Origin of the sequence: Pseudooceanicola sediminis (genome assembly GCF_003575965.1) — a bacterium.
Lineage (GTDB): Bacteria > Pseudomonadota > Alphaproteobacteria > Rhodobacterales > Rhodobacteraceae > Pseudooceanicola > Pseudooceanicola sediminis.
In genome coordinates this window covers 25,048-42,004 of sequence record NZ_QWJJ01000023.1, presented here as the reverse complement: position 1 = coordinate 42,004, position 16,957 = coordinate 25,048, and the positions used below count along the sequence as shown (strand labels likewise).

Below are 16,957 nucleotides of genomic sequence, written 5' to 3'. Positions count from 1 at the left end.
TGGAACACCACCACACAAACAGGCCGGACAGACGACAGTACTGACAAAAATGACCGCAGAAATCGCCAAAAAACTCTTGCAATGCAGGAGCCACCCACAGAGGCCGTTCACAAGGTTCGGTCTCGCTGCGGTGCAGCTTGCCCGAACTGGTCATCGGTAGCATCGTGCAACAGCATCTGCTGGGCTAACCAGCGGCAATTCGTCCGATGGTCGCAACTTGGCAATTGAACAGGCTGGATGACCGGGTAGCGGAACGAGCGCCGACGCCTCCAGGTCCTCGCCCGCGTGTTTAGGCAACTTGGGAAGGCGCGCCACTTTGGCCGGCGGACCAGAAAGTATCTCCGCCAGCAGACCCCTTGACCGTGAAGCACTCCACCACCCTGGACAGTTGCCGGGTTTCCTGTTCGAGCGCGGCACAGGCGGCCGTGGTCTCTTCGAACATGGCGACGTTCTTTTGAGAGGCATTGTCGAGCTGGCCGACCGCCTGGTTGATTTCACCGATGCCATGGGACTGTTCGCCGGAAGAGGTAGCTATATTGCCTACGTGTTCCGAGATCTCCACCACCGAGGCGATGATCGTCTCCAGCGCCTTGCCGACCTGGCCCACCGAGCTGACACCACTGGCGATCTGTGACGTGGACTGACCGATGATCCGATTGATTTCGCTGGCCGATTCAGAGGCCCTCTGGGCAAGCGCGCGCACCTCCTGGGCAACGACGGCAAAGCCGCGCCCGGCCTCGCCCGCCCGGGCCGCTTCGACCCCGGCATTGAGCGCCAGCAGGTTGGTTTGGAAGGCAATGTCGTCGATGACGGCGGTGATGCGGCTGATCTGCTTAGAGGATTCCTCGATGCTGCCCATGCTGGCGACGGCTTCGGTCATGACCCCGCGGCTGGTTTCGGCACTGCGCCGAGCCGACCCAACCAGCTCATTGGCCTTGGCGGCGCCACTGGCGGCAGAAGCGACGGAGCTGGTCAGCTCTTCGAGGGCGGAGGCGGATTCCTCGAGGGTGGCAGCGTCGGATTCGGTGCGGCGCGAGAGGTCAGCAGCGGCGCGGGCGATCTCTTGGGAACTGTGCGAGATCGTCTGGGTAGAATCTGACAGTTGGTGGATCATTTTGCTGAGCGTGCCGATCGCGACGTTGTAGTCCGTGCGCAGGGCATCATAGGCCCCGGGGAAGGTCTCGTGGATCTCGTGGGTGAGATCGCCGGCGGCAAGTTGCTTGAGGCCCGTGGCCAGGGCTCCGACAATCTGCTCTTGTTCTTCCGCGCGCTCCCGGGCGACCTTTTCCTCGGTCTCCTGCAGCATCTTGCGTTCCAGCGCGCCGTCCCGGAAGATCTGCAACGCCCTGGCTAGGCGACCAAGTTCGCCACGGCTTGCCAGGCCGGTGACCTCGGCCAGGTCGCCGCCTGCCAGGCGTTCGGTGGTCCGAGTGATGCGATTGAGCGGGCGCACGACCATGAGCCATGTCAGCAGGGGCAGCACGCAGAACAGGGCGAGGCTGAGGATGCCGATCAGGGACATGCTGGCCCGGGCGCTGGTGATACTGGCTTCGATCGATCCAGCCGCTGCACCGATCGCAGTACGGGCAGACCGGCTGTAGGCCGAGATGCGGTTGAGGATTTCGGCCACGGTTTCGGTGGCGGTGTGTTCAGCCTTCAAGGCATCCGCCTTGGCATCGAGAGCTGCCGCGCGGATCCGGGAAACGCCGGCGTCGGGATCTGCGAGGCCAAGCATGGCATCAATGGCGGCCTGGAGTTCGGGCGTTTCGTCGGCCTGAAGCTCGTGCAGGCGCCCGGCGGCCCCGGACAGGGCGGCGGAGCGACGCGCAAGTTCCTCGGGGGTTCGGGCCAGCGAGGCCTGAAGCGCTGTCGCGAAGAAGGCCTTGGCAACGCTGTCGAGGGTGCCGATCTCCATGATCCGTGTCACCTGATCATCCAGGAGAGTGCGGATCGCGTCGGAATTGCCCGCCTTCGTGTCCTCTGTCTGGATCTCCAGCTCGAAAGAAATGTCATCCAGGGCCGTCGCGAGTGCCGTGTCGGAGGTGCGACGCAGTTCGAGAAGGTCGCGGATATCGGGCTTGCGGCTGAAGGGGATGGGTTCGAAGGCGGCAGCCAGGCCGGCACGCGTCGCATCAACCGCTTCGGCGGCGGCCCGGGTGTCGGGATCGGCGGCCAATTGTTGGGTAAGCACGTCGAGCGCCTGCGTGGAAGAGAGCTCCAGGTCGCGGAGGATCGAGAGGGTTGCGCTGTCGCTGGTGCGCAGGGCGGCCAGGGCCAGGCCGCTGATCAGGTTGATCTCCGCTCGGGCCTGCTGGGTGGCGGACAGGAGAGCCACGTCGCGGCTGACCAGCTCCGTAAGGCGCTGGTCGACGCCTTCGATGGTAGCCTCGCCGTTCATTGCCAGCTCGAAGTAGGCGTCATCGGCGGCTGTTGCGAGGGCTGCGGAGAGCTGGGCATCCAGGTCGGTGGCGTGGTCGACCGCAGCCGCGATTTCGTCCCCTCGCTGGAATTGCGTCTGCCGTTCGGCGGCGAGATCCGCCAGCGCCTGGCCGGCACGCCGCAGGGCAGGTTGAAGAGCGTCGCGGGCCTCGGGTGCGAGCCTCGAGATGCGCTCCTGTGCGGTGGCGATGATCGTGTCCGTTTGGGACTGCGTCTCCTGCAGGGTGGGGAGGTCAACGGCGGCAAGCAGGTTGGAAAGGTTGCGGCTGATATCCTGGGCGGAGCTCGAGACATCCGCACTTTGTTCAAGTTGGGGCAGTCTTTCCGAGCCGAGGTGTCCGACCTCCGTCGCAACGGACTGGAACACGTTCCAGCCGACGACGACAGCTGCCACGGTCATGGCGGCCATTGCGCCAAGAACCCCGACGAGACGTGCGAGTACGCTACCGAAGAAATCCATGCTGAAGCTCGTCCATTCCCTATTTCAGTTCAGGGCCGGCCGTGAGGCCGGCGCCCATGTGCAGTGAACGGCGTGGGGGCGACCCGGGTCGCGGCCTCAGCCGCCTTGACCGAAGGGCACGGGCGTGAAGCTGCCGTCGGGCTGGATCTTGGTCAGAAAGACGATGTCCGACCCCTGATTGTCATTCGCCCCGTAGGTGAGGGTGACCCCCCCCAGATCGAGGGTGCCGAGGCCCTGCAGCGCCGCGAGATAGCTTTCGCGGGTCAGGTCGGCGCCTGCGGCTTGCAGCGCGGCGATGGCGACGCGGCCGGTGATATAGCCTTCCAGGGAGACGAAGCCGGGTTTGGCATCAGGATCGGCGGCAGTCAGCGCGGCGTGATATGCGGCGACCAACGGCAGGCTGTCATCCCAGGGGAAGGGCACGACTTGGCTGATGATGACTCCCTCGCCCTCGGCGCCCAGTTCGGCAGCAAGGGCATCGGAGCCCACGAAGGAAATGTTCACGAAGACTGGCGTCATGCTCATCTTGTGCGCCAGGCGGATGAATTCGGCGATCGGCTTGTAGGCGCCGACCATGACGACGGCCTGCGGATCGGCCTTGCGGATGGCCAGCAGGGCGGTCTTCACGGCGACGGTATTGCGGGTGTAGGTGCCCTGGGCCACCAGTTCCATGCCATGGCTTTCCATGGCGGCGGTCACGCCATCCAGGCCGACGCGGCCGAAGCCATCATCCTGGTAGAGGATCGCGATCCGTTCCAGGCCCAGATCCTTGACGAGGTGGTCGATCCAGACCGCGGTTTCCGCGCCATAGGTCGCCCGGATGTTGACCACGTTCTTCAGCGCCGGGTCACGCAGGAAGCCGGCGCCGGTGAAGGGACCGATGAAGGGCAGGTTGGCGGCCGTCGCAAGGGGCTGCGTCGCCTGCGAGGTGGGCGTGCCGACGGGGCCGATGAGGCCGATATGGGCGTTGCCCTCGATCACCTCGCGGACCACGGTCATCGAGCGGTCGGGCTCGTAGCCGTCGTCATAGGTGTCGAGCGCGATCATCCGTCCGTTCACGCCGCCGTTCCGGTTCGCCTCCTCGAAGGCGGCCTCTATCCCCTGGCGCATCCCTGTGCCGAGTGCGGCGGCGGGGCCGTCGAAGGCGGCGACCTGGGCGAAGGTGACGGTTGTGTCCGTAATTCCCTGTTCCGCGTGGACAGGGGACAGGGCAGCGACGGCGAGCAGAGAGGCCACGCCAAGTACGTGCTTCATCATTGCAGGGTCCTTCCGACAAGAGCATCGCAAGGAGGCTTGGCACAAAATTCCTTTCCAGAATCTTAGGCCAGTTCAAAAAGGAACCGTCCTTCCTTAATGAATTCATACGACCGACCGCTTCCCGGCCAGGTCACGAACTGGGGGGAGGCGAAGGACAGCCGCCCCTTGGCACGCAGGCCTGCCAGGTTTTCGGGATACAGTCAGAGGCCAATGCAGCCGGTCCAACTCCTGCGTTACTGCAAGGCCTGTCACTCGTCCTGCAAATGTTGCCAGCCAGCCAGAAGACTGTCGCGGCGAGCACAATCCATCAGGTGGACATAGGTGTCCGCGGCAATATCGGCCCGGTCGAAAGCGCCGCGTGCCAACCAGGGCGTTAAATCTCGATCCACTTTGCCATCATTAGCTGCTGCTCAATCCTCGGAAAGGCCGCGATTGAGGCCGAAGCCTGCGAGGAAAGGGCGCGGGTAACCTCGCGGTCGATCGCAGCAAAAGTCCATCCGTGTGTCCGCCCCCGACTTCTTCTGGACGCTTATGCGCACCGCAGCGAAGGTCGGCTCTCCTGAAGGTTTTTCGATGTGGGCCGCGGCGCGACGGTGGCGGTCATGAGATGGCGGCCCACGTTGACAAATCTCGGAAGGAGGAAGCCGCGGGGGGCTTGGATCACCCTATGGGTAAAGTGTGCTGGCGGTTGGGGCACCGTTTGTATCAAGGGGGCGGCCGAGTGTGCACACGGCGCCTGAGACGGGCGCGAGTGTGTTCGTTACCCTCGGAACCGCTGAACGATTTGGCGTGATTGCCATCGTGTTTCGCTCCAAAGGAAGATGGGCACAGCCTTTCCTGACCGGATCTGCAGGGTGCAGCCGGTGGTGTTCTGTGTCATCTGACAGGCGGTGTGTCATGCGGCCTGCTCCCGTGGTGGTGCGCGCGACATCGGTTTTTGCCCGCGGCGGAAGATCTCGATGATGCGCATGGGGCCGCCGCAGCAGGGGCATGGCTCGCGCAGGGTGAGCGGGGTGATCTCGGTCTGTGGTGCCGGCCCAGCGACCTGATCAGGCCGCTGAATGCAGAGCAAGGCGCGGATTTGTGTGATGTTGGCCTTGCGGGTCGAACTGGCCAGCAGGCCGTAGTGCCGGATGCGGTGGAAGCCCTCAGGCAGGACGTGGATCAGGAAGCGCCGGATGAACTCGGGCGTGGCCAGGCGCATGACCTTTTGGCGATCGCCGGATTTGATTCGGTAATCCTTCCAGCTGAAGGCGACAGTTTGGGCATCGGCGCTGACCAGGCGGGCGTTCGAGATCGCGACGCGGTGGGTGTATCGGCCCAGATAGGCCAGCACGGCCTCAGGCCCTCCAAAGGGCGGTTTGGCGTAAACCACCCACTCGGCCTTCCGGAACGGGGCGAGCCAGGCCTTGAAGGCCTCAGCTGCGGCCAACCCTTCGAGATCACCGAAGAAGGCCAGTTGCCCGGTCCGGTGCAGTGCCATGAGCCCGTCCAGAAACAGGCGCCGGAACAGCCGCGACAGCACCCGCACATGCAGGAAGAACCCGGGTTTGCAAGCGACCCACTTCACACCGTCGGGCGACAGGCCGCCGCCCGGCACGATCATGTGGATGTGAGGATGGTGTGTCAGGGCTGAGTCCGTCGTGTCGAAGACGCGCCTCTGGCACGATGTGTGCAACACGCTGGTCATGCCCACCCGCGCGCCCATGCGTTTGGGGTCCGCCGCGACGGTCATCACCGTTTCCGCCGACGCTCTGAACAGCAGCCCGTAGACCGCACGCTTGTTCCAATAGGCGATCTGGGCAATCTCGCCGGGCAGCGTGAAGACGACATGGAAGTATTCCACCGGCAACAGGTCTTCGGCGCGCGCCGCCATCCAGTCGCGCGCCGCCGGCCCCTGACACTTCGGGCAGTGCCGGTTCTTGCAGGAGTTATAGGCGATGTGATGATGGCCACACTTGGTGCAGCCCGCCACATGCCCGCCGAGCGCTTCGGTTCTGCAGGCCTCGATCGCCGACATGACCTTCAGCTGGGTCAGGCTGACATGCCCCGCATTGGCCTGCCGCCACGCAGGACCGTGGGCGCGGAAAATGTCAGCGATCTCCAGCTTCGGCCGGGGCACGCGCCCCGGGTGCTATTCCAACCCTCGTCGCAGGGTCTCGTCCTGAAGCAGCTTCATCTGCTCAAATGGGCTGACCGTGCCGCGGATCGTCTTCGTCGCCACATGGGTGTAGCGTGCCGTCGTCGTTAGCTTGGCATGCCCGAGCAGAACCTGGATCACCCGCACGTCGGTATTGGCCTCCAGCAGATGCGTGGCGAAGCTGTGCCGCAAAGTATGCAGTGTCGCGGCCTTCTTGATGCCCGCCATATGCTTGGCCGAGGTGAACGCCCGGTTCAACTGACGCGGCGACAGCGGGTTGACCTTGGGCTTGCCCGGGAACAACCAGCCCTCAGGACGGGACTCGCGCCAATAGTCCCGCAACAGATCCAGCAGGCTGGGCGAGAGCATGGCCTTGCGATCACGCCCGCCCTTGCCGTCATAGACATGGATCAGCATCCGGTCGCTGTCGATATCCTTGACCTTCAGGTTGCAGACCTCGGATGCGCGCAGCCCGGCTCCGTAGCTGATCCCGAGCGCTGCGCGATACTTGAGCCCCGGGCCCGGCACCGCGGCCATCAGATCGGCCACTTCCTCGACGCTCAGAACTATTGGCAACTTCCGGGGGTTGCGGTGGAACTGCATGAAGCGCTTCATCTCGTCGCGTCCACATGTGATCCCGAAGAAGAACCGCAGCGAGATGATGCGCACGTTGAAGGTGCTGGCGGTCACGCCCTCTTGGGTCATCCTGAGTTGATATGACCGCAGATCCTCCGGCGTGGCGGTGTCTGGCGGCCGCCCCAGAAATGATGCGAAATGCTTCACATTCCGGATGTGCGCCTTCTGGGTCTTCTCGCACAACCCGCGGATGTTCATGTCCTCGATCATCCGCTGGCGCAGCGGCGTGGTGTTCTTCTCCTCCATGGGAACCTCCTGTCTGACGGTGGGAAGAACCCAATCGTCAGCCCAGAAAGCCCGGCCACATAGAAAAACGGTGAAATGACGAACCAACGCCAGCCACGGGCGCCTATGCCGCGGAGCGGCTTAGTCCCTCCGGACGGTCGGCTGTACTTGGGTGATGCGCCTGTGGCGAACGTCTGCAATTTTCCGATGCGGCGCAGCGCGAAATACGATCAACCCGTTCCAAGGTCCGGGTTTGCAAAATCAACTTCCTGCGCATCTCTGCCGTTCGAGCCCCCTGCAGCATCAACGGCAGCAGCGATCATGCCTGCCGTTCAGCACCTCAGGCGGTGCGCTGCTGTTTCACCTTCTCAGTAAGCTATATGAACGCACAAGAGTGGTCATCACGACAAACCTGAGCTTCAGCGAGTGGGTCAGCGTCTTCGATGATGCAAAGATGACGACTGCACTCCTTGATCGCCTGCCTCACCGCTGCCACATCCTCGAGGCCGGAACCGACAGCTACTGCTTCAAAGTCGGCTCCTAGGCAGCGAAAAAGAAACGGAAGGAAACAGCGCTATTGACCACGTCCTGAACCAGCAAACACAACAAACGGTCGGATCAGTTCTCGGTGACAAGGCGGGTCATTTCTGGGTGACATCCAACAGCCTAACTCACCAGATCATCACGATAGCAGCTATAGCAATAATCCCCAGAATTTTACGAAAAAATGATAAATATCATTATGGATCAATGGGGTTCGAGTCCCTTCACCCGCACCATTTTGAAATATTTCAGACGCTTACGTGAGGCATTGAATGTCTTTGCGGCGTCTCCTCTCGGGACGTTTTGCAAAGTTTCGCGCATGCATGTTCCGAGGTTTTTTCGTTCCCGACGCTGCCAAGCTACCTCCGAGGCCGACCTTTGACGGCCTTTCGCGCGGTACTTCTGGACCATCTTGAGCGTTTCGCGACCGGTCACTGCCTGAATCTCGCTGTCACTGCCCCCGACGTCGTAACGTTGAACCGCCGCGCTTTAGCACCAGTACCACGGCAAGAGCCCGTTCCTACATCGCGCCCCTCCCGCCTATCGCCGGCGCAAGGCGATCCGCGAGATTGGCACACCTGGACAGACACCCGGGGATCTGAAAGGCGGTGCGCAATCACGGTAGCCGGTATGATAACAGCTGTTTCAGTACGCGCCGAATTCGAAAAAAATATTAATCTATAATAGGTTAGGGGGCGATACTGAAGTTCATGACGTGAGTTGGATGAACCAAGGTGTCTCACAATCTGCTTCGGGCTCGATCCTGCCGTGTTTCCCTTTGCATGGTAAAACAGTTCCACCGGCAGCAAAGTGAGGCGAAGAAAACCTATTATGTCTAGATGCCAAGACCCGTATTGGGTTCAGGTAAAATGATGGGGTACGACCGACTGCCTGCGCAAGGTCTCAAGGTTGCTCTCACTCAGCTGCCAATGACGTCCGTCGAGGATGATATCGCGGCAGTCCAGAGAAGCCTGGACGTGCAGGGCGGGTCGGGCTGCTCGTGGGACATTTCTATGCCCGCGTGGTCATTGCCGAAGCCGGTATTGACCCGGCCGTCAAAGGCCTCGTCTACGTCACAGCCTTCCTGCCTGATATCGGGGAAAGCGGCGGCGACCTTCTGGCTTCGGCGAACAGCGATTTCGCGGTGGACAAGCTGACGATCACCGACGATGGCTTTCTCATGGTCAACGACCACGTGTTCCTGTCCTTGGCATGCAATGGTCTTTCAGAAGAAGACGCACTGTTCGTGGAAAAGATCCCAGGCATGGGGCCAAGGCCGGGAATCTTGCGCACAAAGTTGTTGCTGCGGCATGGAAGGATAAACCAAGCTGGATGGCGGTCGCGAACGAGAGCCTTCTCATCTCGCAACCGTTGCAGCGCCGTATGGCAGAGCACGCCGGCTCGACAGGCATCGAGATCAAGAACGGCCACATGCTGCCGATGACGAACCCTGATGAGGTGGCAGAGGTGATAGCGTTGGCCGTCGAAGCGGTGAACTAGTCCCGCCCTCCCGTGCGGACTGCGACAGGGATCCGCACGCTTTGCCCTTTAGGCAAGACCATCGTTTTGCCGATGGAGCCGGTTTCGCAGACCATCGTGGGTGACGGTCCACGGCAGCATCTTTTGTGAGATTTTCGCAGCGGGCGAAAAGTTGGCAGTTTGGGCTGCAACCGGCCTTGTGGCGGTGCGGCGAGGTGCCCCTTGGCGAGCCTGTCCGCCAACGCTCGGCTCGGAACTGACCTTGTTTGGATCAGGTCATGCCGTAGTGAAGCGTCACCAACTTTGACATTTAGCCATCATGGGCACCACGGATTGGCCGAGGCCAACGACACGCATAAAACACCATTTTTCTGATGCCGTGCAAGTGGCTGCGATTGGACGACAAGCCATTAAAAACATTAGTTCCGGGCCCAAGAGGCTGAGTGAGACGTCGACGGGGTGCGATCCAGTGGAGCATCTGATGACATGCAGGGATAAGAATATGTTTCACCGTTTTCGAACGGAGTATTCCTAATGCCTTCGACAATCCGAGGAGAGGTGCGAGCCGGGCAGTGCCGAGACGATTTTCAAAAATTTTCCGGTAGTTCGAGTTCGTATACCTGCGCCCAGCCACTGCGATCCGAGGTAAAGACAATTCGCCTGCCGTCGGGCGAAAATCGCGGATGGGGATGGGTATGCTGGGGGGCATAAACCTCTACTGGGCCGTCGTTGTATGGAAACGGGTGCGCCCAGTGCGCCCCTTCTGACGAGGCCTCGGGCCTGTGCAGGGGCCGCGGTGGATAATCCTGATCCAGCGTCAAGAGATGTAGCCCCAGATCGGGAAAGTTCGTATCGCAAACAAGCCGTGACCCCGACGGATCGGGCGCACCGTGCCAGACAGGAAAGTCCGTCACACCACGCACGTTTCCGGTTGCGACGTCAATTTCGCCCATACCGTTCGGCCAGTCGACGAACAGCACGCTGCGGTGACCGGGGCGCCAGACCTCGTGCGTGATCCATTGCATCGGGTGACGACGCTCAAATATCCGTCGGCTGTTGCCAGAGCGATCCGTCACCCAGACCCGGTCGGTCATCGGCCCTGCAAAAAGAATCAGATCACTGTCATCCGGGCAAAACTGCGGGTGCCCGATTGTCGGCGCCTCAAGGAACACTTCGGTCTTTTGCCGTTCAGTGTCGATCAGCCAGAACCTGCTGATCGCGCCTGACTTCACGGGAATGGCCCACCACCGCCCGCACTGCGACAGCGCCGTTGTCCCCATGGCGGCACCGACCATGCCAGGCTCGCGCATCTCATCGCTTTCGAAATGAACCAGCGTTTCAACCTGTCCGTCGCGGGTCGAGACGCGCTTGCCGTCTTGGCCCGCGACAAAGTAGATCCAGCGGCCGTCTCGGGAGGGGATGACGGACCACTCGGCCAGCGCCGGCTCTTGCGTCAATTGCACAAGATCGTTTCCGGGTTCACGTTCGATGAATATCTGAGGGGTCCCGGTCCGATGCGAGGTCAGCACCAAGTGCTCCATCTCAGTGTCCCAGGCATCCACGAAGAAAAAGGGATGATGGTGCAGCGACGGGTGCGCAGTGATCTGGCGGACCGTGAGCCCCCGGTCATCAGTGAATGTCCGGGATTCCGAAGGGTGAAGGATATGAGGCATGTTTTACTCTGCAGGGTTAGCGACGGGATCACCACGACGGCGCGACAGGGCAGCGATGCCGACGACGAGGATCCATCCGGCAAGCAGGCCGACCAGCCAAAGGGTTGTCCCGGTCGGGGCGATGACAGACACGAGACCCGCAAGGCCAATCGGCAGGCGCGTGGCCCATCCGAGCGGTCGTCCGGCCCAGCCGCCAAACGCAACGGCCCAGAGCGCGGTCGACACCAGCAATGACAAAGCGCTGAACGCGATTTGCGCCATGCTGCCCTGTCCCAGAACCCCTGGATCAAACACGAAAGCAAAGGGTACGAAGAAAGCGACGAGGCTGAGACCGAATGCGGACAGGCTTGTCTTGACCGCAGAGGCCTGCCCGACGGCTGCCGCGGCGAAGGATGCAAGTGCGACTGGTGGCGTCACCATCGACAGGACGCAATAGTAAAAGATGAAGAAATGCGCTGCGAGTGGGTCGATTCCAAGGTCCTGGATTGCAGGCACGAACAGGACAGCACCGATGATGTAGGCTGCGACTGTCGGCAGGCCCATGCCCATGATGATGCAGCCCAACATGGCCAGCATGAGCGATGCGTAGACCGACCCTTCGGAAAGAGACAACAAAGAGCCCGCAAATTTGAGCGCAAGGTTGGACTGAACGGCCACTGCGATAACGATGCCGATGGCGGCGATCGGGACGGCCACTTCGGCGGCCTGGCGCGGTGCTTCGCGCAGAGCTTCGGTCAGCTCGGACACGCCGATCCGGGTCGAGCGGCGCAGAAACGGCGCGACAAGGCAAGCGAGCGAAGCCACGACGGCGGAATAGGCTGCGGAATAACCACTGATCAGAAGTGCAATCAGGACCAGCGGCGGCAGGATAAGATGAAGCCTTGGCAAGATAGCCGGGATTTCAGCGAGCTCGGCCATCGTCAGCGCGCGCACGCCGTCGCGCCGTGCACTCAGGTCGACGACAAGAACCAGCGCGAGATAGAAGGCGATTGCGGGGATAAGGCCGGCCAGCGCCACCTGCGTGTAGGGGATGCCCAGAAGCTCTGCCATGATGAAGGCCGCCACGCCCATGACCGGCGGCATCAATTGCCCCCCGGTCGAAGAAATGGCCTCGATGCCTGCGGCGCGGTGAGCGGGAACGCCGGTGCGTTTCATCAGCGGAATGGTGAACACGCCAGTCGATACGACGTTTGCCACAGCGGAGCCGGAAATCGAGCCCATCAGCGACGATCCGATAATGGCGGCCTTGGCCGTGCCGCCCGTTGCGCGACCTGCTGCGCGGATGGCGAGGTCAATAAACAGCTGACCACCGCCGACTGCGCCGTAGAACGCCCCGAACAGGACGAAGTAGAAAACGAAGGCCACAGAGGTCGACGTCGTGATCCCCAGTACACCGGCGGTGGTCATGGTCATGATTTCGGTCGCCGCCTCAACTCCGAACCCGCGAAAATTGAGCCATCCTGGCAGCGAATTCCCCCAAAAGGCGTAGGCGATAAAGGCCAGAAGGACCCAGACCAGTATCCAGCCAACCGCCCGGCGCGATCCTTCAAGCAGCAGGAACACGAATAGCGCCCCGAAAAAGATGTCCATCGAGAAGATCGGAGAGACGTTTTCCATCCGCGTGGTCAGACGCTCGAACCCGGTCAGGTAATAGCACAACACCGCGACGGAAGCGCAGATCAGCGTGGCATCCACGCAAAACCTTGCCCATTGCGGCAGGGCCTCCGTGGTCAGCGGTTTATACAGGAACAGAAGGACGAGCGCGAAAGCCAAGTGGATGGGACGTTCGAAAAGCGGCTGTTGCGGTTCGAAGAGTAGCCAAATCTGAAAGGCGACCATTCCCAGACCAACCACAAAGGCAATGTTCCGGATGGCGCCGTGTTGAAGCAGATCACGCATGATTTCCTCCTCTCATGCTGGGTCTGGAATGGGTGCGCCGCAGGGGCCCTGCGACGCTACGCGTCTTACATCAGGCCGGCTTCCTCGTAGTAGCGCAGGGCACCGGGATGGAGTTCGATACCGACGTTCGCGGGCAGCATGGCTTGGGCAGGATCGAACGAAGCCCACGCCCCATGAGAGGCTTTCAAAGCATCCGCATTTTCGATGATCGTCTTGGTGATCAGATAGGCGGTCTGTTCGTCCAGTGACGCGTTCGCGATCAGCACCGTGCCCAGATTTGCGCCGGTCGTGGCGCTCGTTTGCCCTTTGTACCAGTCGGGGCCATAACTGCCGGGTCGCAGGCCATGCGCCTCGAGGACGTCCATCGCGGGCTGCGGGATGTCCAGAAAAGTCACGTCGCTCGTCAGGGCGACCTCGGTGATCGCCGGGTGCCCTTTGATCATCGTGTCGATATAGATATCGGCATTGCCATTGCGCATCTGGTCGGCAATCTGGCCGGTGTCGACTTGGATGATGTCGCCGCCATTTGCCTTGATCTGTTCGGGCGAGGTGCCGAGGCCTTCCATGATCATGTATGCGACGGGCACGGCGGACGATCCGACGGGCTTTATCAGGACGCGGATCGGCGCGCCGGATGCCACGATTTCGGCCAAGTCCGTCGTGCCTTGCTTTTCAACGAAGGCTTTCGTCGCCATCACGCCGACGTAGACATCGTTCAGCCCGCCAACGAGGGCGCGAATGTCCGGAGCTTTCATCCCTTGGTAGACATCGTCGCCATTAGCGGCCCAGACGGCGGAGGCGACGTTCGACAGCGCAATTTCGGCTTTGCCGGTCTGAACGACCATCGGATTGGCCACACCGCCGCCACGTGCGATGATCTCGACCGAATTGTCGCCCAAGATCGGTTCGATCATCTGCTCGAGTGTCGCAGCAAAGATGTACCAGGACGATCCTTCGCGCATGGCGCCAATTCGGATGTCCTGCGCGCTGAGGGCTGTTGCCGAAATGGCCGTGACAACAGCTGCTGCCATCATCTGACGAATGCGCTGGCTGGTAAATTCAAACATGTTTGTCCTCCCTGGTGAATTGGCTTGCTCCCTCTCCCCAGGGGGCAAGCCAGCTTGCTACCTATTCTGCGGCCATCGCCATATCGACCCGGCCGATCCCGGCTGCATCGAAAGCTGCTTCGATTTCGCGCTCGGCCTGCGCGCCTAAATTCTTGAGCGGCTCGCGGATCGTGGCGTTGTCCAGAAGCCCACGGTAGCGAAGGCCGATCTTGAGCGCGACAGTCCCTTCCATGTGCGATCCGCGGTGATAGACCGCACGGGTCACCGGAAGAAGCTGTTCAAAGACTTTGCGGGCGGTCGGATAATCCTGTGCCTTACCTGCCTTGATCAGTTCGATCAGCAGTTCCGGTGCGATGTTGCCGTAACCGACCAGCAGACCGTCGACGTCGAACATTGTCGGCAGCAGCCATTCGTCGTGGCAGGACAGGATCTGCAGATCGGGCTGCGCTTTCTTTAGCTCGGGGATCTCGACATACCAGCGCTTCATGTTGCGCACTCCGTTCTTGGTCGCAACGCATCCAGGCTGCGCCGCGATTTCAAGCTGAGTGTCGAGATCGTAGGAGGCCTTGGTTGCATCGGGATATTGGAACAGAATGGTCTGAAGGCCACCCTCTTCGTAGATCGCCTTGTAGCGATCCTGCGGCGCACCTTTCTGGAAGCCAAAGCGCAGCCACCCATGGTTCGGATAGACGAGCGCACCTGTTGCACCGGCGTCAAGTGACCGCTTCGCCTCTTCCGCGGCAACCTTGGTGCCTTCACCGGTAATACCGGCGATGATCGGAATATCCACGGAATCCTTATAGGCGCGGATCAACTCCAGGCGTTCGTCGGTGGTCAGGAATGTGCCTTCGCCTGCATGGCCAAGAATGACCAGCGACTTCACATCTTCAAAACTGGCAAGCCATTTTGCGATCCGCACGTTGGATTCGATGTCCAGCGATCCGTCTTTCTTGAACGCTGTAACGGGTGCGGGGCTCAGGCCGCGCATGTCCATGGGGGTCATTTTCGGAAACTCCTCCGGCTGGTGTGTCTGACTGTGCCGCGTCATCCACAACATCTTTCGATGATACGGGAACGATTGCGGGAACGTTCCCAGAAATACATTGCACCAGATAGCTGTCAAGTGTTAGTTTAGCGTCAGAGCACGATGCACCAGCAAGGACGGCCAAATGGACGGCGACCAAAATCATCACAAACCAAAGGGCAGGGTGACCTTGCTGGACGTGGCAAAAGCTTCCGGGTTCTCGAAATCAACGGTGTCACGAATACTCGATGAACGTTTGCCGACGGCAGATAACCCATCTGCTCGACATGTGCGGGAGGTAGCGGAAAAGCTGGGTTATGTGCGCGACCTGTCGGCCGCGAACCTGCGGCGCGGATCAACCGGGCAGATTGGCGTGATCGTACCGCGCCTGACCGATACGGTGATGGCAATGCTTTATGAATCTTTAGCAAAAGCGGCCGGTCGAAATGGTCAGTTCGCCATCGTTGCCACGACAGACGACCACCCGGACGCCGGCCGTGCCGCAGCAGAGGCGCTGATCCGACGGGGGGTCGATGGATTGATTCTTTCGACGGCGCGTATCGACGACCATTTCACGGATGAATTGCGCGCACGCCATATTCCTTTCGTTCTTGCACTGCGCCAGAACGGCCAGAGTTTGGCTGCTATCGGGGATGACCCACTTGGCGGCTACCTCGCCACGCGCCATCTTCTTGATCTTGGACACCGTCGTATAGGCTTGATCACTGGCCCGGACTACGCGACGAGCGCGCGCGGTCGGCTCGAGGGGTATTGCAAGGCGCTAGAAGAGGCCAGTGTTTCGTTGTCGTCAGATTTAATCGTGCCGTCGACTTTCAGCATCGAGTCTGGCGAACTTGCGGCAGAGACATTGCTTAAGTTGAAAGATAGACCAACGGCAATCTTTGCGGTCAATGATAACACTGCAATCGGTGCTCTGTCCGCTATCGCGAGCTTTGGATTTTCAGTTCCACATGACATTTCGCTCGTCGGCTACAATGATATTCCGATCGTGTCACGCCTGCCGGTACCCCTCACGACTGTTAAGGTGCCGTTTGACCATATCGCTGAAATGGCGCTTCAGCTATTGAACAATGCATCCGAAGGCTCGAGCGAGGTTCGCATCGCGACGCCGAGCCTTATCCCAAGAAAATCTACGGCGGCGCCTCGATCTCACTGATCATTTCGACACTTGTTCAGGCTGAAGCTAAAAGAACGGTAGTTTTGTCGTCGTGGGCGCGCCGTCGAAACCTACTAGGATAATTTTGGATCACAAATCCTTCTGCCGGCTCTCGGATGCGACGGCTCTGGCCGGTTCGGTGCGACGGCTTCGTCCGCCACCGCCGCGACGCAGGCAAAGCCTTAGGTGGCTAATCTTCTGTAGAAGTGTAGGTAAACGGGGGCGGCTAAAGCTCGTAGCTGAGCGGTCGCACCCAATTTCGCGCGAAGCTTTTCGGCCAAAGGGGCGGGTCTTGTATTGGCAGCATGGACCTAGCACGCCAGCGTTTCAAATTGCGCTACGTGTTGCGGCAAGCGGCGAGGGCCGCCGCCGCTTCATCTTCGAAACCTTTCCCCTCCACCTCAGGATAAAGAAACCGGCCGAGTTCCCATTCCGTGTTTAGTGGCACTTGGATGATGACGACTTGCCCGACGGAATCGCCGTCGCCTCTGGCCTCGATGATAACGGCGCCACACCCAACGAGGCTTCATCGCGCGTGATCAGCACAAAACATCCCTCAACACACAGACGCGGTGAACGCCCCTCGATGTAGACCCCTTGGTCTGAAGACATGGGGCGATGATAATCCGGCTAGTCATCTGCATGCATCAGGCGCAGTGTCAGGCGGGGAGTGGTCCGCTTGGGGATTAAACTCATGCGGCCGCAATTGCCGCATTTTCATCGCGGATCAATGCTGGCTTCACAGGGTAGCACTGACATTTCAGCCAGGGTGAGAGGTCAAGACAGAGGCGTAGAATTATCCAAGGGTCTCTGATGGCTGATCATGTGCTTCGTCTGTTGTTTCGCTGGCGCCTTCATTATTTTAGCCTGCCGAGTTCTTGATTCATAAGGCGTTTGCCCTCCCCTTGTCGTGTGTGGTCGTGCAATCGAGGCGTTGC

At 60.7% G+C, this 16,957-nt stretch carries 11 protein-coding genes and 1 pseudogene; 3 read left to right on the top strand and 9 right to left on the bottom strand.

What is annotated here, in order from left to right; all coding sequences use genetic code 11:
- Positions 1-289: 289 nt before the first annotated feature.
- From DL237_RS21040 to DL237_RS19275, 4 genes are all read right to left on the bottom strand, one after another.
- The gene (locus tag DL237_RS21040) at positions 290-2,899 is read right to left on the bottom strand and encodes a methyl-accepting chemotaxis protein (protein WP_119400680.1); all 2,610 of its coding nucleotides are present in this window, start codon (positions 2,897-2,899) and stop codon (positions 290-292) included.
- Between the two features lie 96 nt (positions 2,900-2,995).
- Positions 2,996-4,156, bottom strand: a complete 1,161-nt coding sequence (locus DL237_RS19285; RefSeq protein WP_119400679.1) for an ABC transporter substrate-binding protein — start codon at positions 4,154-4,156, stop codon at positions 2,996-2,998.
- Positions 4,157-5,051: 895 nt separating this feature from the next.
- Positions 5,052-6,278, bottom strand: coding sequence for an IS91 family transposase (locus DL237_RS19280; protein ID WP_119400678.1), 1,227 nt, complete (start codon positions 6,276-6,278; stop codon positions 5,052-5,054).
- A gap of 12 nt (positions 6,279-6,290) precedes the next feature.
- Positions 6,291-7,178: a tyrosine-type recombinase/integrase gene (locus DL237_RS19275; protein WP_119400677.1), complete on the bottom strand. Its 888-nt coding sequence runs from the start codon at positions 7,176-7,178 to the stop codon at positions 6,291-6,293.
- Positions 7,179-7,482: 304 nt separating this feature from the next.
- On the opposite strand from DL237_RS19275, the pseudogene DL237_RS19270 reads away from it, so the two are divergent.
- Positions 7,483-7,701 (top strand): annotated as a pseudogene (locus DL237_RS19270) (ATP-binding protein); the annotation flags it as partial.
- Between the two features lie 918 nt (positions 7,702-8,619).
- Here the strand turns inward: DL237_RS19270 and DL237_RS19265 are convergent.
- On the bottom strand, positions 8,620-8,895 hold the full coding sequence (locus DL237_RS19265) for a hypothetical protein (protein WP_119400676.1): 276 nt from the start codon (positions 8,893-8,895) through the stop codon (positions 8,620-8,622).
- 137 nt (positions 8,896-9,032) lie between these two features.
- Between DL237_RS19265 and DL237_RS21100 the strand changes: the two genes are divergently transcribed.
- On the top strand, positions 9,033-9,200 hold the full coding sequence (locus tag DL237_RS21100; protein ID WP_158585694.1) for a hypothetical protein: 168 nt from the start codon (positions 9,033-9,035) through the stop codon (positions 9,198-9,200).
- 566 nt (positions 9,201-9,766) lie between these two features.
- On the opposite strand, the gene DL237_RS19260 is transcribed toward DL237_RS21100, so the two are convergent.
- The 4 genes from DL237_RS19260 to DL237_RS19245 all read right to left on the bottom strand — a co-directional run bounded on the left by DL237_RS19260 (position 9,767) and on the right by DL237_RS19245 (position 14,821).
- The gene (locus DL237_RS19260; protein WP_119400675.1) at positions 9,767-10,852 is read right to left on the bottom strand and encodes a TolB family protein; all 1,086 of its coding nucleotides are present in this window, start codon (positions 10,850-10,852) and stop codon (positions 9,767-9,769) included.
- Between the two features lie 3 nt (positions 10,853-10,855).
- The gene (locus tag DL237_RS19255; protein WP_119400674.1) at positions 10,856-12,751 is read right to left on the bottom strand and encodes a TRAP transporter permease; all 1,896 of its coding nucleotides are present in this window, start codon (positions 12,749-12,751) and stop codon (positions 10,856-10,858) included.
- A 65-nt stretch (positions 12,752-12,816) separates the two neighbouring features.
- On the bottom strand, positions 12,817-13,818 hold the full coding sequence (locus DL237_RS19250) for a TAXI family TRAP transporter solute-binding subunit (RefSeq protein ID WP_119400673.1): 1,002 nt from the start codon (positions 13,816-13,818) through the stop codon (positions 12,817-12,819).
- A gap of 61 nt (positions 13,819-13,879) precedes the next feature.
- The gene (locus tag DL237_RS19245) at positions 13,880-14,821 is read right to left on the bottom strand and encodes a dihydrodipicolinate synthase family protein (protein ID WP_199672181.1); all 942 of its coding nucleotides are present in this window, start codon (positions 14,819-14,821) and stop codon (positions 13,880-13,882) included.
- A gap of 166 nt (positions 14,822-14,987) precedes the next feature.
- On the opposite strand from DL237_RS19245, the gene DL237_RS19240 reads away from it, so the two are divergent.
- On the top strand, positions 14,988-16,019 hold the full coding sequence (locus DL237_RS19240) for a LacI family DNA-binding transcriptional regulator (protein WP_119400672.1): 1,032 nt from the start codon (positions 14,988-14,990) through the stop codon (positions 16,017-16,019).
- Positions 16,020-16,957: the final 938 nt, after the last annotated feature.